Below are 18,797 nucleotides of genomic sequence, written 5' to 3'. Positions count from 1 at the left end.
GTATAGCGGGCGGATGTCAGAACGATCCAATCCCCAAGCCGGCGCCGTGGAAGCGGTCGCGGACTGTCCGCATTGCGGCAAGCCGCTGCCGCTCTGCATCTGCGACAGCGTCACGCCGATCGAAAGCAAGATCTCGCTCCTGATCCTGCAGCATCCGCAGGAGCAGGACAGGATGCTCGGCACCGCGCGGCTGACCGCGCTGCATTTCAAGAATGCGGTCGTCAAAATCGGCCTGTCCTGGCCAAGCCTCTCCAAGGCGCTGGGGCGGAAGGTTGACGATCCCTCGCGCTGGGCGGTGCTCTATCTCGGCTCCGCCAAGGTCAGCGATCTCGATACCGATGCCGAGATTGTCGCGATCAACCGCAAGGGCGAGGTCGAGCCGCACCAGCGGACCATCCTGGCCGACATCGAAGGCGTCGTGCTGCTGGACGGCACCTGGAGCCAGGCCAAGGCGCTGTGGTGGCGCAACGCCTGGATGCTGAAATGCCAGCGGGTGATTCTGGGGCCGAAACGCCCATCGCGCTACGGCAAGCTCCGCAAGGAGCCGCGCCGCGACGGCCTCTCCACCATCGAGGCCACCGGCCTGCTGCTCGCCGGACTCGAAAGGCGGCCCGAGATCGCCGAAACGCTCTATGCGAGCTTTGACCGCATGCTGGCACGGTATCGGGAAGTGCAAGCGGAAATGCCGGATCTCGCGCCGAAGCCGAAAAAACGGGATTATCGGCGGCGGAAGCGGGGATGAGATTTTATTGGGTACCTCTTCGGGACACCTCAGCCCTAGCCGAGCTTTTTTGCCGCGCCCTCCACGGGAAAAAGCTGCAATTTTCGGCCATTTAATGCACTACCTTAGGGAGAACCTTGGACCTCCTTCGAACCTTTGCGCGATGGCCGGACTCAGATTGTGTCGGACATTCCTACCATGACTCCCCTAAGAATCGGGTATCGCAGCGATGAGCGACGCCGCAATGAGGCGGAGTGACTTCGCGAAAAGGTAGAATGCGACCTGGGATTGCGGCAAATGCAAACACATCCGACTAATCCGCGAAAGTCGTCCATGCGCGTGCTCGTTGGGACGCCGACACGGTTCGGTTCCAATGTCGGGTTCATGACAATAACTGGTGCAGCGCAAAAAATGATCACCCGAAACGCCTGTTGATAATGATGACATTTATCTTGACGGTGTTAAATTTGGTGGCTTCCGCGTAACAGTTTGGAGATTATTTTCATGTCTGTATCCGCCGAAATTCTCACTCGCTCTCCATTGCTCGATGCCGATGAAATCGAAGGGGAGATCGGCAACATCATCCAAAATCGTCGGCCAATGGATAACGTGAGCAGCCCGACGATCCGCGCCATGCTGAACGACCATCCACTGCCAAAGGGCCCGATGCCCGACTATGTTGAGCATAGGCAAGGCGTCAATCAGGTTGGCAAGCTTTCAGCCGAAGCGGTCGTTCGCGAATATGATGCGGCGGTGAAGGAGATTGAAGCGCTCGGTGTTGAACTAGCTGATGCCGCCAAGAAGTGCGAAGCCATGGTGGCCGGCGTTCACAGCATGGTGGGCGAGATCAAGGAATTGGCTGCAAATTATCGCGAGGAAGGCAAGCGCTACTTCCTGCAGATCGAGGACTGTTCCTTGATGACGTCCGAAGTCCGCACCGTCTGTGAAGCTCTCAAGAAGAAAATTGCGGCAGGTAGTAGCCTAGCGGCCTGATGTTCCGGCTTTGGCCCGTCTTGCTGGTGGCCGTGCCGTTCATCGTCGCGGCCATCAGCATGATGTTGTAACGCCGCACCGGGCATCACGCAAAGCAGTTCACCTGTGGGCGACGTGAGGTCCTTGGCGGGTGAGCGCTTTCGATGTTCAAACGCGCGTGAGTCCGGCCGCAAATAGGCCGCGGTCCGGATAGCGGCCGCCGGCCAAAAAAAGCCGCCCACGGCAGCCTGAGGCTCGGGGCCGCGGTCCAATCCCTATGCCATTGTGGCGATATGTCGCCAACGCCGCCACGGGAACGGGGAGCCATTTGCAGGCTTAATGATTATCTGCGCCGAGCGTATCTGAAGTCGGGCCGCTGGGCGCGGCTCGTCTTCATCACGGACGTGCAAGGCTCGAGATAACGAAGCATCGTGGGATAACCGCCCTCGAAGTCTACGGCGTTCGGGACGCAAATATTGCAATTGAACGGACGGAGCTTGTCTCCTGTCTCCAGGGAAAGGATATTCGCGCTTTGCCGCCTTCGATCACCTCGCATCTTCCTTTCGGTGGCGCCGAGCTCAGCCTCCGGAAGAAATTCCGCCTGTTCTTCACGGTCGGCATCATCGTCCTGTTACTCGGCGGCGCCAAGGCAATCGTTCACTATTTCGGATTCGAGTTCCTCGATCTCAACGGGCTGGTGACAAGCGGCATTGGTGGCTCCATATTCATTATCGGCTTTCTGCTCTCGAGCATTCTCAAGGACTACAAGGAAGCCGAGCAAATTCCGACAGCACTGCGTACCGCGACCGAAGCAATCGACGGGGATCTTGAGTGCTTCGCGCGGACCAACGAGCGCTTCAATCTCAGGGAAGCACGGCTGATCCTGATCGGGGTCATCGCAAAGCTGCGCGAAGGTCTGGATCGTGCCTACGACCACAAGAACATTTCCCCCGTGCTCGACGAGCTCAGCAAGCTGACGCCAATCCTCGGCCGATTGGAGGGCATGGGTATGGCGGCGAATTTCGTCGTGCGCCTCCGCACCAATCAGGACGCGATCCGCAGGGCGCTGCTTCGGATCTACACCATCCAGCGCGTCGAATTCGTCCCATCGGTGCATGTGCTCGTGCAAACGCTGGTATTCTCGATCATCGTCCTATTGCTCCTGCTGAAGACGGAGGGTGATCCGGCCGCGGCCCTGTTGTTCGGATTCATCACCTACATGTTCGTCTACGTCCTGTATCTGATCCGGCTCCTCGAACAGCCCTTCGCCAAGGGGCGCGGCTCCGTCGACGATGTCAGCTTCTTCCTGCTGGACGAACTGGAGGAGCGGTTGCGGCGCTCGCTCGACCAGGCCGGCGGACGTCCGCGGATCCAGGCAATGGAGCGGGTCTGAGCGGGGCACAGCCTTATCAGGGGGCGCGACCCCCCAGACTTCCGGATAACACGATGTTGCTCCATTCTGCGGCGCGCACTATGGCTGATTACATCGGATACGGGGGGCAGCGGATGGAATTGGTTGCGCATTGGCGCCTGTCCAAACAGGCTTTGATCGATATCGTCTTCTTCTGCGGCGTTCCGATCGTGCTGGCGATGCTTTCGGTGATTCTTGGACCTTATGCGGCCATGATGGGAGGCGCCGGCGCGACGCTTTATGTTCTCTCGCTCGCCATTGTGCCCTGGTGCCTGACCGGCCTCGCCACCCAATTGGTGAGCAAAGCAGCCGGGCGAAGACTGCCGCTCTGGCTGGTGGCGGCCATCGGTGCCATCGTCTCGGGCCCGTTCGTGTCGCTGTACGTCTTTTTCGTCAATTCAATCGCTTCAGACGTCTGGCCCGCCATGAACGCCTTGTTGCCGGCGACGTTCAGCGCGGGACATATCAAATCCGCCGCCCTGTCCGAGCGGCGGGCCATCGTTCTCTGGATCGCGTTCGTCGTCATTTTCCATGAGACCCTGGGTTGGACGCGGTTTGCAGCGCCGACCAGGGAAACTGGTCGCGAAGACCGCTTTCAACTGAGCGGCGCCGAATGGACGGCGGAAGACGATGTGCTGCTGCGCTTTCTGATCGGCAGCGGCAAGCCTCCTAGAGTCATCGCACTCGAAATGAAGCGCACGGTAGGGGGCATCCGCGCAAGGACTGCCAAGCTGGGTCTGCGAAACAATCGCCTCGGCAATACGTCTGCCGACTGAAGCGGCATGGGCGCGGTAACGCGCGCCAACGAGACGAGCGGTTGGTCGGCAACAGCAGGGATTTCGCCGCGATGAAGCCCGGGACGGGCCGGACCGATTCAAACAGTGTCGGTCCGCTAACCAGCGCGGGCAGGAATTGCGCTGCTCGGTTGCCTATCCGGGGCCGGCCGTATATGAGTGCGCCCGATGGGGCCACGTGGCGGAGTGGTTACGCAACGGTCTGCAAAACCGTGTACACCAGTTCAATTCTGGTCGTGGCCTCCATCCATATAATCAATGACTTAGACCGATCATATGAGAGGCCGCAGCAAGCCGGCCGGTGGTCAGCAGGCGGCGTACCAGCCTTCCGGAAACGGAACCAGCGGCCAAGAGGCTCCGTTGTCGTTGGCGGCACGCGGCCACGGATAAAAGCCCTGGATCTGGACCACGAAATTATCCTCCGGCGCTGGCGCAATGGCCGTCTGCACGGCTTCCAGCAGCAAATCGTATTCGACTTCGCTCATCGCGCTCTCCGGGGTTCCAGAGGCGAATGATCGCAAACGTATTTTGTTTCCAGATTGAGCGGATCGTTCGAATTTTATCGATTCGGCGGCCGCGGCAAAGCTGGTTATTAAAGTGTTGAGTTCGCGGTGCGAATGCTAGGTCCGCGCACGCGCGGCGCGTGTGAGAAAAATCACATTTTGCAGAAATTGGTTCGCAAGGCACGCCCGAACAGCGCAGGGCCTGCACGCCCGACGTTTACCGGCTCTGTGCCGGCGAGATCCCGAACGCGCGTGCGGTTATCGCCTGCCTGCGCCGGCAGAAGGCAAGCCCGGAAGGCACGCGGTCATGGCAGCACTTCCTGATCGCCAATCTCGTGGAGATCCTGCCGGGGTTGGTGCCGACTAAGGACAAGCAAGTCGCCGGCCTCTGATGTTGATTACATGGCCCGCCGGTTCACGCTGGCGGGCCTGTTCGTCTTTGTGTCGGGAGCCGGACAGACTGCCGTCGAAGTTAGGAACGATCCCGCAAGATCTTGGAACGATCACACGCCGGTCCAATTTGTACGACGGGCATCAATGGAGATGCCAACGATGGCTCGCTTTTATTTTCATCTTCGTGAGATGGACCAACTAGTAACCGATGACGAGGGTGTCGAATTACCGGACCAGTCAGCAGCCCTTCGCGAAGCTCAACGAGGTGCCCGCGATCTTCTCGCTGACGCGATTAAGACGGGCAAGGACACGGTTCCGGACGCATTCGTGATCGCCGATGAGCAAGGCCGAGAGATCGCCACCCTGCTGTTCGAAACCGTGCTGCCGAAGCCATTAAATAAGTAAGGGCGCCTCAGTTGGCGGCCTCTTCGATCCAATAAGGCAACGCCTCCCGGGTCGTTTTCCTCGAACCACCTCTCGCATCGTGAAAAATGACCGTGAAATCGAGATCCTTTTCAGACGCCTCCGCCTGTACGACCAGCTCGGGCGCCGGGCTGAAGGTCTTTGCCGAACGATCCAGAGAGAATTGAAGGAGCGCTATGGGCCTAAGATCACGTTCGTTCCGAAATCGAGCACATGAGCGTCCAGGTCGGAAGACAGCGTAGGGAGATCCTACAGCTTCACCGCGCCAGCATCTCGACTGCATCGGCCGAGCTGCTGCTAACGCGGATGCTCGCGAAGATCGAGGGGCTGTGCGCCGAGCGGGACCGGCTCAGGAAAGTGCAGGGCGGCCCGACGAAAGGACGCGTGCTCGGCGGCCGGAGTTGGTAATGCCGGAGCCGCTGCAGTGGTACGACGAGAAGGCGGCCGACAATTCGCCATGGCTTAGGGCGCTGGCTGAAGTGCGTCAGCGAGCCGCGCGCGAGGGCTACTGTTATCAGCACGTCCAGGCCATCACAGTCGCGATAGATCAATACGCCGAGAAGGTGTTAGGCAATCGCGATTACTTTCTCAACAAGCCCTACAGCGTAGGCTGAGCCGCAAAGGACGACGACACTGAAGACGCATGACGCGCCGGTCGACGCAGAATTAGCGTCGCACGGGCTCTTTTGAAGAGCCTGTGGTGTTAGTGTCGCTCTTAACAGCACCGGAGGAACCAGCCCCGGCTGGCCCACCAGTCGCACCACCGGCGGCAGCGGCCGAGGCGTCGCCCGAACCGGAGCCTTGCGCGCTATCCCGGGGGCCCGTCGCGTCTCCCTTGACTGCGCTGGAGGAACCAGCCCCGGCCGGTCCGCCCGTCGCGCCGCCGGCAGCAGCGGCGTCAGAACTACCACCTTGTGCACATGCGAGTGTGGAGCCGAGCGTCAGGATTGACGCCAAAGCGATTGTCGTGAGCCTCATGGGTTGTCCTTCCATAGTAGTAGGACAACCAACGCGTTTATTCGAACGTTCCGAACAAGCGCAAAATGTCTTTAGGCAATCGCGATTACTTCCTCAACAAACCCTACGGCGTCGGTTAGCGCCGGAATCGTTGCGCGTCGGGCCGCTATTAGGAACGATGTTGGCTTGTAAGCGTTCGATGCGGTGGCTTCCGGTTTGCGTCGCCCGAACAGGCTCCCGCCGGAAGTGGACGGCTCTGACGCCTCGTTAGGGCCGTCTTGTTTGCCCTGGCGGGTTCTTCCTGCACCGCGACAGCTTGGCGACGACGAGAGCGCCCACCGCGATGACCAGAACGATAAGGCCGATTGCGTCGGTGTCCATGACACGCCCCGCTAAAGTGTGCAGGAAGTGTGCAGGCACCAAAATCGCCGCCGATTTGGCTGCTCGAATTTTCTGCTAAGTCGTTGATTTGGTTTGGCTCCCCGGGCTGGAGCCATCGGTGCGAGATAAGTCTTTGATATTGTTGCGGGACAATGCGGCGGCTGTTTGCGGTACCCCGATTTGATACCCCGGTTTCGATTGCTTTGGCCCCAAAAAAAATTTTCGTGAATGGCCGGTTGTCCACCACGTTGGGTATCGGCTCCTGTCCGCCAACACAGACGAGGCACATCACCCCGAGGAGAATGGCACTGACCCTTGTGGGTTAGAAATCCCGTTTTCCTCAAATTTAGTCGTTCGTCTCATTTACCGGGCTTTGACATTTCAGAAGTTTAGCTCCTATCGTCAATGCTGGGTTGAAGAGTCGACATCCGTAAAAATACGGGTGTGGGGGCGTTGGAAGTGCGAGCAATCGAGAAGGTGCGAAGCGTAGCTTCGCAAACGCTGGGCCGGTTTCATCTGGTGACCCAGATCGCCATAGTCATCGTCGCCTGCATTCTCGTGGGCGGGTTGTTTTTTTGGCTCTGCAATGAACTTGTCTATTACTATCTTGCCCGCAGTTATGCCGAAGAGCTTGCGGACGCCTACGATCTAAATCGCGGTATTACGCGAGCCATCCTCTGGGCGAGCTTTGCAGCCATCGCCATTTGTACCGGCTTCTTGTTTTCTTTTTCGAAACAGAAGCGCCGAATTGGGTATGCGGGTCTCCTCTCGCTCCTCATCGGACATTCGCTGTTGTTGGGAAGGATCGAAACGAACTTCTCGAAAAGCGGAGCCGAAAAATGCTACGTGGTGACTCGTACAAGCATTAAGACGCTCAACCGTATCGGCATTGATCCTGAAACCGGGCGTGAATGCCGCCCGCTCACGCCCCAAATTGCCGAAAAGATAGCGGAGTATAGAGGCGGTCACCGGCCGAAACAGATCACCTCCACTGACCCGACGTTCTTCGATCCGACAACCGGCGAGCCGGTCGTGTGGTACTCCAAAAACACCCGCGATCAGATCGAGTTGTTCGATTTGATGGGGTTTCACCCGCAAACTGGCGAGGAGCTAATACCGATCACTCGGCCAATCGTCGAAACGTGGAAGCAGCAGGCTGCAAAGATAATTCGACGGGTGCCGGTTCGCGTCGATGATCCAGAGAAGTTTGGGTTCTTTGAACCCACCACTGGGTCGGCCAAAGTTTGGTACTGGCGTGGTGCGACCGGAGACTATGAGTTTTACGACGGGCCGGGCTTTCATCCTCGATCTGGCGATCAATTCCAGATCGTCACCCGCGACGTCATCGCGGAATGGCGTCGGCAGCAGGAAGCTGTCGCAGCGAAGAGAAGGGCGGAGCAGGAACAACGGGAGAAGGAAGCCCGCGAACGCGCCGAACGCGAAGCGCAACAGGCACGAGAAGCCGCCGAACGCGAACGGCTGGCAAAGGAAGCTGCTGCTGAAGCTTTGCGACAACAGCAACAAAGCGCAAACGAATGCGACCGGCTCGCCGCCAATCCTACCGACGTTAGGAAGACCGGGGACGGTGTATCCTTCGATCTGTTGAAGCGCCAAGCTGATCAAGCGTTTGACGCGTGCATCAGAGCGGCGCAGACCTTCCCATCCGAGCTTCGGTATCAGTATCAGCTTGGCCGCGCGGCGCAGTTCAAGGACAAGAAGCAGGCGTTCGATATCTTCACGCGGCTGGTCCAAGCAAACTATGCGGCGGCCTTCGATAACCTCGGCGGCATGTACCTTTATGAACGAAAAGACGCAGCCACCGCCATTCAGCTATTCAAACGTGGTAGCGCGTTGGATGATGCGGATTCCATGGTTAGCCTCGTCGATCTGATCGACAAGGGGCTGGTTCAAACTCCCGATCCAGAGCAAACGAAGTTAGCCCTATTAAACCGCGCGGGGCAATTAGGACATTCGGGGGCTCAAAGAGGATACGAACTAGAACTTCAAAAAGCCAATCAAGCACGCATCAATCAAGTTAATCAGCAGCAGATGATGCAGTTGTTTGGGGCGTTCGTTCAGGGTGTTGCTAGACGTTAAGGGGCAAAACAATGCGTAAGGCTGGTGGAATTGTAGCACTCATAGCAGGAATTTTTGGAATTTTCGCAGCCGGAATTACACTTTTGGTAGGTGGTGTGGGCTCGGCCGTTCAGGCAAATGATGCCCAGTTGGTTGTTGGTCTTGGCTGGGGTGGCGTGGGGTTTTCCTTCTTGGTTATCGTGCTCGGGGCCGTCGCAATGGGCTCCAACAGTCGTATCCCCGGGATGCTCTTGGTACTCGCGTCTATCGCCGGGGCCGTCCTAGGTGGCACGCTAGTGGCTATATTTATGTTGCTCGCCTTCGTCGGTGGCGTGCTTGCCACAATCGGTGGCGGACGCGCGGCGGCTCAGTCTGCTTGAAACGAACGCTTGAAGTAGTTTTTTGGTGCGTGGTCGCGCTGGTCGGCGTACCCGTATTCGCGGCTTTGATTTACACGATTTTCCCAAAGCAGAGCGGCGTTGACGGAGCTACTGTCGCCTCGGATGCAAGATTAGCTTCGGAAAACGCTTCCGACCTTGCACCGACAGGCGAGCTTGCCGAAATGTTTTCGTTCTTTTCAAATTCCACCCAAATTCAGCGAGACGAAAAAGAGCGCGAGATCAAGGGCAAAATCGTTCGGTGGAGGTTACCAGTCTATAACGTCTCCGAGCGCCACGGTTACTATGTAGTTCAAACCAAATCGCGCCCCGGCCTCGTTAGCACCTTCTGCTATGTGAGGCTCTCCGATGACGCAGCCAAGCAATACGTCTTGTCGCTCAAGGAAAATGACTTAATCACGTGTAAGGGGCAAATTGCCGGGACATCAATGCGCTCTATAGAGATACGTCCGGCCGTGTTGCAATAGCGTATTCAAACTTTCGGCGAGCTGTTAGCTCGGGCTTTGAGGCGTCATCATTTTCTGGGCGGACTATCAATGCGTGCGAAAGATGAAATTCACCAACGACCGTCCGTTCGCTGATCCTGACAAGCGCGGCTGATGGAGCACGCGCGGGCCTCCGAGCCCATTCAGGACGGTCGCATCTACATCGAGGCTGTCAACGGCCCGTTTCTGTTCGGAGACAAGGGCACGCGGCCTGAATATGCGGCGGGTCTAGATCATGCGATTGCGCTCGGCTGGCTTGAACTGCATGACAGCGGCACGTTCGTGAAGTTCACGCAAAGCGGCGCGGATACCTTTTCCCCTGACGCCGTGGTTCAAGCGGTTTTATGATCCGATCATCCTGCCGGACGGGCGCAAGCTGTTGACGCTGCGCGATGCCGCCGAATACATCACGATGCAGCCGATTGGCAGGTCGCGATGGAAACGCTGCTGCTGGTCGCCGAGCGCGACGGGCCAGAAATGCTGGCGCGGATTGCGGTCTTGAAGGCACTGAACCGGCACAGCGATGCGACGCCAGCAACGGAAGAGCGCCAAGGTTGTTCGAATCGTTCCGTGATCAAGGCAACCCTGTGAATAACCGGGAGAAGCGTCCCAATTCTCGTATTGCTACCCTGCATTGTGTCATCGTGACGTCTCGCGATTCGCAGGAAAACAAACGACGTCATGCCTATTACTCTAGACGATTTAAAGCGAAGGATCGATCCGACGCGGACCGTTTTATTGCTTGGCGCGGGCGCATCAGTACCTTCAGGCGCGCCTTCAGGGGCGGAACTGGCAAAGCGGCTTTGGGCGAAGATTGCGCAGAGCGACCCTCAAAGCGAAGACCTTATCGAGACGGCCAGCATCCTAGTGCGTCGCCACACCCGACTTCCCGTGGTCGAAGCCGTGCGGGATGAACTCCGAAAATTAAAACCGAATGGAGGAATTCTCGGTCTTCCGCCGTTCGGATGGTATCAAATTTACACGACGAATTTTGATCGACTTGTCGAAGCTGCGTTTAAGGCTCAGGGGCTTCCGCTCACGCCGATCCGGTCCAACTACGACTTTAGCAACCGGGAAAACGACGCCCACCCTAAGCTATATAAAATACACGGTTGCATTACGCAGGATAAAGCGTTCGGTGACAAACCGTCTATGATCCTCACGGACGCCGACTACGTCGAATTTGCGAAATATCGGCAGGCCTTGTTTTCTTCGCTTCAGACTGCCCTGCTCACGCGCGACGTATTGATTATTGGGCAGTCCCTCCGAGATAGACATTTGCAGGACCTAGCTCGACAAATCCTCACTTCAAAACAGGAAGGTTCGGTAGGCCAAGTCTATTTGCTGATCTACAACCCGGATGATTTGCGCGCTCCGCTCCTAGAAGACCAAGGGGCTGTCATTGTGTTTGGTGGCATCGATGAGCTGGTGCATACCTTAGCTCAGGATTTCTCTGAATCGACGACCGAGGCAAGTGACAACGACACGGAGACGCACGTCCTTCCCCTGCGGCTTGTTGGCTCCACCGATAACGTAGCTTCCTCGCTCTTAGCTGCACCCAATGCAAAGAGAATGTTCCACGGAGGTCCAGCGTCGTATGCCGACATTCGATCCGGGTCGGCGTTCGAACGGGCTCTGAAGGCACGAATATTTGAGCAAATCGATACCGAACAAAATCATGTAGTAGCGATCACCGGCGCAGCGGGCGTCGGCAAGACTACGTTCGCGCGGCAGCTACTCACCGCTTTTCATGACGCCGGATACCACGCATGGGAGCACCGTTCTGACTTCTCGTTTTCCCATCAGGATTGGCTTCGCGTAGAGGCTAGTCTTCGGGCACAGAACAAGCGGGGAGTTCTGTTTGTCGATGAATGCACAAACGCAATGCGCGCTACAAACGTTCTTGTGGACCACCTGTCCAAACAGGAAGGTTCTGGGCTTTCGTTGATTGTTACGGCAAACGCTGCACAGTGGGCACCACGCATGAAAAGTCCCTATTTTGGGACAAAAGGTGCCCATTATGTATTATCCTCTCTGCAGGATGCAGAAATTTACTCATTGATTTCCTTGGTTCAACACAATCCCCAAGTCTCCGCCCTAGTACACTCCGACTTCAAGCGACAACGCCGAGATGACCAATTCTCGTCACTCCGCAGGAAGTGTGCTTCGGATATGTTCGTGTGCTTGAGGAACATTTTTGCAAACGAGAATCTCGACGTTATTCTTTTGCGAGAATTTGACGATCTGGACGAACCCCTGCAGGAGTATTACCGTTTTGTAGCCGCACTGGAGTCCATCGGAACGAGAGTTCATCGGCAACTAGTTATTCGGATGCTGCAGATCAACCCAACTCGCATTGGTGCGCTGCTAGACGGGCTTACGGGCATAGTCGATGAATACACTATAAGCGAGAGGAATGGGATCTTTGGTTGGTCCACGCGCCATCCAGTTATCGCTCGGCGGATCACACAGTATAAGTTCTCGGGTGCAGAAGAGCTGGAAAAGCTCTTTGCAACCGTAATCGACAATCTGAACCCGACAGAGCCATTGGAGTTGCAAACGGTTCGTGCGATCTGCGATAATGAATTCGGCATTGGACGCATCGGCGATGCAAAAACGAGAAAGGCCCTCTATTCTAAGCTTACCGCGCTTGCCCCGGGTGAGCGAATTCCGTGGCACCGGCTAATTCGTGAATTGCTGAACGAGGGCGATTACGAAAACACTGAATATGTCATTAGGGATGCCGAGGCAGCGGTCGGAGTGGACGCTCCGATTGCGCGCTTCAAGATAAGATTGATCGTTGCGCGCGCGACCCACACGAAAGGAATTTCCCGGCCAGACAGGCTGGCAATGCTTCGTCATGCCTATGAGCAGGCCGCCAAGAACGCCGAAATCAATCGTTTGGATAAATATTCTTTCTCCGTGCTTTGCGATGTCGCGGTCGAAGTCGCAAACATGGACGGGGGAAGGTATTTGTTGGACGAGGCAATCAATTCAATGCGGCAAGCGTCATCACGCATCCTAGATCCAGAAATGGACACACGACTGCACCTGTACGAAAGAACGCTTGCTAGAATGCATTAGATATCGCGCGCGCAGCTCGACCGCGTGCGGCAACGCTAAGGAGCGGATCGATCTTTACCTCTATCTCGAAGTGAAATGCCTTGGCCGCAACACGCATCAGACCGTTGCCCTCGACATCGTGCGGCGACCGAAGGCAACACCGATCCATGAGCTGGAGCGATACATGGCGGTGCAAGGATTGCTCACAGCTTCAAGAGCGGCCGTACAAGCGCAGCGATCTGGTGGCGCTGAGACCGACGAAGATTTCGGCCAGCGACCCGCCGTCAACGTGGTGGCCGGGAGAGCGATAGAAGGAAAGGGCTAGGATGGATGCAAATGACGATCAATGAACTAATTGGTCCTGCAGTCGTTGCTGCCGTCGTATCAGGCTTCGTGACAATAATCGGCAACATCTTTTCAAACCGGTCATCGCGCACGATCAACACCGAGAAGATCGCATCAGAAAGCAATCTCGCTGAGCGGAAATTCGAGTTCGAGAGAGAATTGTCGGAGCGGAGGTTTTGGTATGAGCGAGAACTCCACGACTATCGGCGGAGTGTCGAATTTGCCGAGGAACTGCTGGCCTCGTTCTATAAATTGAAGGACACGATCCGCGAGATCAGGGGCCCCTTTTCATTCGGCGATGAAGGCTCCGCGCGTAACCGGAAGGAATACGAAACCGAGGCTGAAGCTCGCTCGCGAGATGGTTACTACGTTCCGATTGCACGAATTCACCAACACAAAGATTTCTTATCGGAGGTAACCAGTAAAAAATATCGCGCGCAGGCAATTTTTCGAAGCGACATCCGACGCGCCTTCGAACTGATGGTTGAGGTGCTGAACGCAATTCAGATTGCGTCCAACATGTTGGTCCAGAACGTGGGGCAAGACAGGAATGACCATGATCTCTGGCAAAAACTCGAACGCCAAATCTGGGATGTTTCGAAGCCTGACGAACCCGACGAACTGTCTCAGAAAGTAGAACAAGCGATTGCCATCGTCGAGAGGGCCGTTCGTCCGACACTGGAAAGAACGGATAAAGCTGGCGCGAAACCCTAAAGCTCGGTGCTTTTCGGTAGAGGATGTCCGAAATACGATGTGCAACCTTTACAGCATCACGACCAACCAAGAGGCCATCCGCGCAATCTTGAGCGCGATGAACCGCTACGTCGGAAACTTTGCGCCGATGGCGGGCGTGTTTCCCGTCGGTTCTCGACTTCTTGGAAGCCAACCGGCGCAGGCTATTCGGCCCAACTTTAATTGGAAAGAGAAGCCGCTCGGCCGTAGGTCCTCTGGACCATTCGGCACGGGAGCAGGCTCTAATGGCCGTAAGACGCTGGTCAGTGAACGCGGCGTTCCCAACACAGCAGCCACTCTGGCTTCACGTCAAGCGCATGACACAGCTTTATGAGTTCGTTCGGATAGAGCCGCGCGCGCCCGCGCTCCCACTGCACGATCTGTGCTTCACTGTAACCCGTCAGTGCGGCGAGTTCTCGGCAATCCACGCGGGCCTTAGCCATCGCGCGCGACAAGCGCTCGCCGATCCGCTGTTGCTTGGCGACGTAGTTCTCCTTGAGCATCGTCGCACCTCCCTTGTCTCAGTCCAGCCTACACCTAAACCGCGGACGTTTCACACACAATTCGCGCGACCATGCGAAGACCTATTGACGGACGGCCGCGCGTGGTGGTCCTGACAACCGATGAAGAGCGCGACGTTTGGATGCGCGCGCCGTGGGATGAGGCGAAGGCATTGCAGCGGCCGTTGCCGGACGATGCCTTAAAGACCGTGCTGCGAGGGGTGGACAAGGAAGACAAGGTTGCTGCGTGAAACATGCTACCGTTCGTCTGCGCCGACCTCGAGCAAGGATGCACCTTTATCTCATCTGCTGTTCAATAATCCGTGGCCAATCAGGCATTCGAGGGCAGCGCGTTGCGGAGCAAGTGTAAGGGACTGCTAATTCTTCAGCGATGAGTGTCTCACCGATGTTCCTACCGTTCACGGAAAGAACGGCGCATTGAGCAAGCGCCCGGCTCTGCGAGCGGGTAGCAGCGCAGCGGGCGAACCTCCGCCGTGCAATTGCGCCGAGGCGCTAGTGGCGAGTTGGCGGGGCTTCAAAGACTTGGCTTACGTCAGGCTCTTCAAGCCCGTCACCACCCACGCACTCACACGGCATGCTCGCCCGGCACTGGCATCCCAACTCTTCGCTCCAAGCCTGCTTGGGATGATCTTCGCATACCGCCGAGCTACCGAATAATGAGCGATGGACTGGATTGAGGAAGGGTGCGAAAAGGCAATTTTCTGCATTTGTCTTTTGCTCCAGCAATAAGGGATGGCGGAAATGCTGCACATTACTGTCGAGCTTTGGCCCGGTGGAATCAGGGACCTTGCGCGCACTCTTGCAATCGCTGATATCGCCAACGTTAGCGATCTCGCGGACCTGGATGACTATCAGGTGCATGCGATGGAGGCGGCAAATCCGTTGACGGATACTACCGATTGGGAAGCGACCGGAAGAATTCCCGATCACGACCGCCACTCATCGGTCTGGTCACTAGTTGCAAAAGTTGCTGACTGGGCGGCAGAGCAGGCAAAAGGAAAGAAGTCAGCGGCGGCCCCCCCGCCTGAACCGGGCATCGCATAACCTCAGGAATGACTATCTTTCACTCGGGTGTGTGCGCTCGATGTCCTGAATAGTTTGCATCGGTCGGCTTGTCTGTGGGGTAGTGGCCGTGGGAATGGAGGCGGCTTGACGAACGAACCAATCCGAAGCGCGCTAGCTTTTCGGCATCGGCCGTCATGATTCGCCGTACAGCGTCTCACGCGAGGTGGGCCAAGCATGAAGGATTTCGGATACCGACCCCATGAGGAGATCGCCGCGTATCGGCGGCCTGGCAGCCTGATTAGCGTTGCGTTGGCGTTGAAGATCGGTTGTCGCACGCTGGCAAGCCATACCGCACGCCCTTTCCAGGCAAACGGACCAGCCCAGCCAATTGATACGCCGCACAAAGCGATCCAAAGTGGTGAGCCACGGTGGCCCCTGAAGGCAACTTGGTATCCACATCTATCCGGGTGGCTGAAACCGCACCCTCGCGGGCTGCCAGCCGCCTCAACCCATGCAGCATGTCTTCCGAACGAATTGAACAGGGTGACGGTATCCGGGATAGCGCGGCTGTCGTGGAACTATCCCACCTTCTTTCTTTCGCTTCCAGGCAGCGAACTTCCTCTGCGAGTGAGTTTGGGCGGGTAGCTTTGCCAATATCCACGTTTTGGTAAGTGAACCAAATCGCTTGATAAAATAGTACGCCGTAGGCGTGTCTCCATTCTGGTCGAGCAAAGCGCCCGAAATGAAGCCGTATTGCTTGTAAAGTTGTTGGACGGCTCTAAGAAGTTTCGCATCCGTCCAGCGAGCACCGTGGTAGTATTTATCGCAGCCGGCAGCCTTTCGGCGCTTCCACGAACGACGCTGGTTTTTACTGTGCGACAGCACAGGCAAACCCGCCTCTCTCATCGCCCCAGGAATGGATCCGAAGTTACGCCGGATGTAGGCTTGGGACGGCAGATTGGGAGATGTGTCTATGAGGAGCGTCGAAATGTATCCGTGGGTGGCATAGAGCTCCTGCAGGCCACCGAGTATCGCCTTCTTGCTCCAATGTTTCCCGTTCGCTCCAAACGGCGTGAGCGTCGGCTTATAGCCAACTGCCGCATATGCCTCATGGAGAGAGCCGAAGTGATTGACCACGGCTTCTGAAGACGGAACGCCCGGCGCCTTGTTGATCAAATGCTGTGTGAGACGTCCTTCCCTAACGAGCAGACCCCGCAAGGAACTCATGATGGTTTCTCTGTCCCAAGGTCGACTTCTCAAGTGAAGGAGTTCCTGGGCCTTCCGGAATTGTGAAACTGGCACTATCGGTTCGAAAGCTGAATATCTCGTCCACAGATGCTCCGGGTTTTTCAAGGTGGGACCTTGCAGCCGCTTTGTTGTCAGGTTGTATGTCATTCGGCCGATGCACAGTTCGTTGGAAAGAATGTGCCGAATGGTGGATCGCCCGATAGGTTTGTCGCCGAATCCCTTCATGCCTGCTTTCGCAAGCCGGCTCACAATCTCCGGGATAGTCAGGTGCTCGCGCACATACAGCCTGAAAACCCGCCTTATTACTGCGAGTTCTTCCGGTGGGCCGGGAATGACGGTCACTTTGTCGGTATTGAGAGCTTTCCTTTGTCCCTCGTTCAAGACCTGCCTGGGATTGCGAGCAGGGTCCACCAGAAGCCTTCGGAAGCCATAGATCAGTCTTGCACCTTGGCGAAAGCCGAGTTGCGCTTGTTGAAGGTGGGCTCGGCACAGTTTTGCGGATAGTTCGCGACTATATTCGCCGGCCATGACCCGCTTCAAATGCTTAATGATCGTCGTAATAGGAGCAACGTCTTCGCCGAACGGTTCTGCACAATAGACAACCCGTACGCCTGCCTCCCGACACAGGAACTCGTAATGAGCGGCTTGGTCAGGGTTTTGGAAGCGTCCCCATCGACTGACATCGAGGACCAAAACGGCGTCGAAACATCGCTGAGAGGCAAGCGCATCTTTGAGCAGCTGCTTAAGCGCGCCTCTGCCCTTTAATGAAAGGCCACTTTTTCCGGGGTCAATATAGGTTGCGACGACTTCGTAACCATGCTGGCGGGCATACTCGCCAATGGCATTCTGTTGGCTTTCGGTGGAGTACCGCTGGTGGTCCGAAGACATGCGCAGGTACTGCGCAGCGCGTACAAGACCGCTGCTATTTGCGTACTGATGTGAGAGATGCTGGAGCATCGCAACACCGGCCGCATCCGAACAAACCAACGCTGGGCGAAAGTCACCGAACCGAAGATAACACAACCGAGGATCGAATCACACTTAATTTGGGGCGCTGGAGTAGATGAGTTCCTCATTGAGTCGGAAGCCCGCTAGGGACTGCGCCGCCCTCCGGCAGTCGGAAGGTCAAAAGCCAATCTCAGCAGACAACCAGCTAAGGTCAGCTTTACACCGGCCCCAGCGACGTCGGTTGGCAGGCCGGAAGCGTACAAGCAAAAAAAAAGCCCCCGGAGATGTTCTCTCCGAGAGCCTCTTGGATCGCTCAGATTGGGTACATCCGCCAATCTAACGAAGCTTCTCTCGACATCTCGCCACCCGATCGTGTGCAGTATGTGGCAGCGGTGCGTCACTCGCGTGATTTTATCTCTGCCAGAAAGGTGCGAGCAGACAACTCACGCCTTTTGCAATCGGCACGCCGCGCGAGTTCGATCGCCCGTGCTTTGCGGGCCTGCACATCCGAAATCAGCGCATCGATCTCGGCGCCGTCCAGCGTCCGCTTAACGCGCAATAGGATCGACAACGCCATCACTACATCACCGTAAGGCATCAATAGGTCGCGTGCCGCGACGTCGCAGTGCGCGATGAGCGTGTCGATGGCGCTCTCGGAAGAGCAGATCAAGAGTGCCAACTCACGTGCCTGCCGAAGATCATCGACCGGCGCAATAGGTTCGCCATCTAGCACGATGCGTTCCGCAGCGCGGCCAGCCAAGAACTCAATGCATTGATCGCGCACGTGTCCGAAGATGTCCGCCACCCCGCGGCGATCCTCACCCGGTTCTGGCATCAAAGGCGCAAGCGCTTCGCGAACATCAGAAGCATCGCCACGGCCCTGAGCAAACGCTTCCGTGTATCCGACGCCCCAACAAAGTCCCTCGAACCCGCCGTCGGCGGCGGGGTTGATGGTGACACCTCCAACCTGACGTCCAAGCAGTCGCGCGGCCACAGCGTGACCCGCCTCGTGAACCGCGATACGCTGATCCTGCTCTTCAGTTCGCCCGATCGACGCGAGCAGATCGTTGTAGCCATCATCAGTTTCGTCATCATGAGGCCAGCTCGCCGAACTCGCGAGCTGGCCGCCATCCGACAAACTGCACGCTCTTGCCTCGTCGATCGGTTCGTCGGGATTCTTGGTCATCGTGATGTTCCCTTGGCACTACGGTTCGCCAATCGCTCTCGATGAGCGCTCGTATACGCGCTGTCGCGCAAGCATGCGGGCGCGGATAATTCCGATCAACTCGGTGCCACAAGACGGCGAGGATCGCGCGATCATTTCAGCAACGGGGGTCGGTATGCGATCCTCGGCACCAATCCAGCCGTCGAGGCGTGTCACGATCTGATGGGGCACCCAGCCCGGCGGTGCGGCGTTCATG

At 57.1% G+C, this 18,797-nt stretch carries 20 protein-coding genes, 1 tRNA gene and 3 pseudogenes; 19 read left to right on the top strand and 5 right to left on the bottom strand.

The window, feature by feature from the left end:
- The first annotated feature begins 13 nt into the window (after nucleotides 1–13).
- From HCN58_RS12150 to HCN58_RS12130, 5 genes are all read left to right on the top strand, one after another.
- Nucleotides 14–742, top strand: a complete 729-nt coding sequence (locus HCN58_RS12150; protein WP_171579632.1) for a tRNA-uridine aminocarboxypropyltransferase — start codon at nucleotides 14–16, stop codon at nucleotides 740–742.
- 483 nt (nucleotides 743–1,225) lie between these two features.
- Nucleotides 1,226–1,714 carry a hypothetical protein gene (locus HCN58_RS12145; protein ID WP_210265979.1) on the top strand — a complete coding sequence of 163 codons (489 nt, stop codon included), beginning with the start codon at nucleotides 1,226–1,228 and terminating at the stop codon, nucleotides 1,712–1,714.
- A gap of 511 nt (nucleotides 1,715–2,225) precedes the next feature.
- The gene (locus HCN58_RS12140; RefSeq protein ID WP_171579631.1) at nucleotides 2,226–3,086 is read left to right on the top strand and encodes a hypothetical protein; all 861 of its coding nucleotides are present in this window, start codon (nucleotides 2,226–2,228) and stop codon (nucleotides 3,084–3,086) included.
- 80 nt (nucleotides 3,087–3,166) lie between these two features.
- Nucleotides 3,167–3,880: a hypothetical protein gene (locus tag HCN58_RS12135; RefSeq protein WP_171579629.1), complete on the top strand. Its 714-nt coding sequence runs from the start codon at nucleotides 3,167–3,169 to the stop codon at nucleotides 3,878–3,880.
- Between the two features lie 190 nt (nucleotides 3,881–4,070).
- Nucleotides 4,071–4,144 (top strand) — tRNA-Cys (locus HCN58_RS12130).
- 59 nt (nucleotides 4,145–4,203) lie between these two features.
- On the opposite strand, the gene HCN58_RS12125 is transcribed toward HCN58_RS12130, so the two are convergent.
- Nucleotides 4,204–4,383 (bottom strand): hypothetical protein, encoded by a 180-nt coding sequence (locus HCN58_RS12125; RefSeq protein ID WP_171579627.1) that lies wholly within the window; start codon nucleotides 4,381–4,383, stop codon nucleotides 4,204–4,206.
- 570 nt (nucleotides 4,384–4,953) lie between these two features.
- On the opposite strand from HCN58_RS12125, the gene HCN58_RS12120 reads away from it, so the two are divergent.
- From HCN58_RS12120 to HCN58_RS37795, 12 genes and pseudogenes are all read left to right on the top strand, one after another.
- Complete coding sequence (locus HCN58_RS12120) at nucleotides 4,954–5,199, top strand: DUF6894 family protein (protein ID WP_171579625.1); 246 nt, start codon at nucleotides 4,954–4,956, stop codon at nucleotides 5,197–5,199.
- A gap of 231 nt (nucleotides 5,200–5,430) precedes the next feature.
- Nucleotides 5,431–5,625, top strand: coding sequence for a hypothetical protein (locus HCN58_RS12115; RefSeq protein ID WP_171579623.1), 195 nt, complete (start codon nucleotides 5,431–5,433; stop codon nucleotides 5,623–5,625).
- Nucleotides 5,625–5,831 (top strand): hypothetical protein, encoded by a 207-nt coding sequence (locus tag HCN58_RS12110; RefSeq protein WP_171579622.1) that lies wholly within the window; start codon nucleotides 5,625–5,627, stop codon nucleotides 5,829–5,831. Before HCN58_RS12115 ends, HCN58_RS12110 begins: the two co-directional genes overlap by 1 nt.
- 1,243 nt (nucleotides 5,832–7,074) lie before the next feature.
- Nucleotides 7,075–8,652, top strand: a complete 1,578-nt coding sequence (locus tag HCN58_RS12105; protein ID WP_171579620.1) for a tetratricopeptide repeat protein — start codon at nucleotides 7,075–7,077, stop codon at nucleotides 8,650–8,652.
- An 11-nt stretch (nucleotides 8,653–8,663) separates the two neighbouring features.
- Nucleotides 8,664–9,011: a hypothetical protein gene (locus HCN58_RS12100; protein ID WP_171579619.1), complete on the top strand. Its 348-nt coding sequence runs from the start codon at nucleotides 8,664–8,666 to the stop codon at nucleotides 9,009–9,011.
- Entirely contained in the window at nucleotides 9,008–9,496 is a 489-nt protein-coding gene (locus HCN58_RS12095) for a hypothetical protein (protein ID WP_171579617.1), read from the top strand. Before HCN58_RS12100 ends, HCN58_RS12095 begins: the two co-directional genes overlap by 4 nt.
- Before the next feature lie 132 nt (nucleotides 9,497–9,628).
- Entirely contained in the window at nucleotides 9,629–9,862 is a 234-nt protein-coding gene (locus tag HCN58_RS12090) for a hypothetical protein (protein ID WP_235983589.1), read from the top strand.
- 87 nt (nucleotides 9,863–9,949) lie between these two features.
- Complete coding sequence (locus tag HCN58_RS37055) at nucleotides 9,950–10,105, top strand: hypothetical protein (RefSeq protein ID WP_171579579.1); 156 nt, start codon at nucleotides 9,950–9,952, stop codon at nucleotides 10,103–10,105.
- Between the two features lie 90 nt (nucleotides 10,106–10,195).
- Complete coding sequence (locus HCN58_RS12080) at nucleotides 10,196–12,598, top strand: SIR2 family protein (RefSeq protein ID WP_171579615.1); 2,403 nt, start codon at nucleotides 10,196–10,198, stop codon at nucleotides 12,596–12,598.
- A gap of 55 nt (nucleotides 12,599–12,653) precedes the next feature.
- Nucleotides 12,654–12,888, top strand: a pseudogene (locus HCN58_RS35710) (hypothetical protein); the annotation flags it as partial.
- Nucleotides 12,889–12,913: 25 nt separating this feature from the next.
- Nucleotides 12,914–13,636, top strand: coding sequence for a hypothetical protein (locus HCN58_RS12075; RefSeq protein WP_171579614.1), 723 nt, complete (start codon nucleotides 12,914–12,916; stop codon nucleotides 13,634–13,636).
- A gap of 37 nt (nucleotides 13,637–13,673) precedes the next feature.
- Nucleotides 13,674–13,781 (top strand): annotated as a pseudogene (locus tag HCN58_RS37795) (SOS response-associated peptidase); the annotation flags it as partial.
- Nucleotides 13,782–13,917: 136 nt separating this feature from the next.
- Here HCN58_RS37795 and HCN58_RS12070 read toward each other — a convergent pair.
- Nucleotides 13,918–14,157 (bottom strand): helix-turn-helix domain-containing protein, encoded by a 240-nt coding sequence (locus HCN58_RS12070; protein ID WP_171579612.1) that lies wholly within the window; start codon nucleotides 14,155–14,157, stop codon nucleotides 13,918–13,920.
- Nucleotides 14,158–14,261: 104 nt separating this feature from the next.
- Here HCN58_RS12070 and HCN58_RS12065 point away from each other — a divergent pair.
- Nucleotides 14,262–14,405, top strand: a pseudogene (locus HCN58_RS12065) (SOS response-associated peptidase); the annotation flags it as partial.
- A gap of 511 nt (nucleotides 14,406–14,916) precedes the next feature.
- Entirely contained in the window at nucleotides 14,917–15,219 is a 303-nt protein-coding gene (locus HCN58_RS12060) for a hypothetical protein (RefSeq protein WP_171579611.1), read from the top strand.
- Between the two features lie 465 nt (nucleotides 15,220–15,684).
- Here HCN58_RS12060 and HCN58_RS12055 read toward each other — a convergent pair whose 3' ends face one another.
- The 3 genes from HCN58_RS12055 to HCN58_RS12045 all read right to left on the bottom strand — a co-directional run bounded on the left by HCN58_RS12055 (nucleotide 15,685) and on the right by HCN58_RS12045 (nucleotide 18,796).
- Nucleotides 15,685–17,385: a recombinase family protein gene (locus HCN58_RS12055; protein ID WP_171579610.1), complete on the bottom strand. Its 1,701-nt coding sequence runs from the start codon at nucleotides 17,383–17,385 to the stop codon at nucleotides 15,685–15,687.
- Nucleotides 17,386–17,773: 388 nt separating this feature from the next.
- A complete protein-coding gene (locus HCN58_RS12050; RefSeq protein ID WP_171579608.1) occupies nucleotides 17,774–18,562 on the bottom strand; it encodes an ATP-dependent metallopeptidase FtsH/Yme1/Tma family protein in 789 nt (262 codons plus the stop codon).
- A gap of 18 nt (nucleotides 18,563–18,580) precedes the next feature.
- Nucleotides 18,581–18,796 carry a hypothetical protein gene (locus HCN58_RS12045; protein WP_171579607.1) on the bottom strand — a complete coding sequence of 72 codons (216 nt, stop codon included), beginning with the start codon at nucleotides 18,794–18,796 and terminating at the stop codon, nucleotides 18,581–18,583.
- Nucleotide 18,797 lies beyond the last annotated feature (1 nt).

The sequence above is a fragment of the Bradyrhizobium australiense genome, from assembly GCF_013114825.1.
Lineage (GTDB): Bacteria > Pseudomonadota > Alphaproteobacteria > Rhizobiales > Xanthobacteraceae > Bradyrhizobium > Bradyrhizobium australiense.
This window is presented reverse-complemented; position numbering and strand designations above follow the sequence as displayed.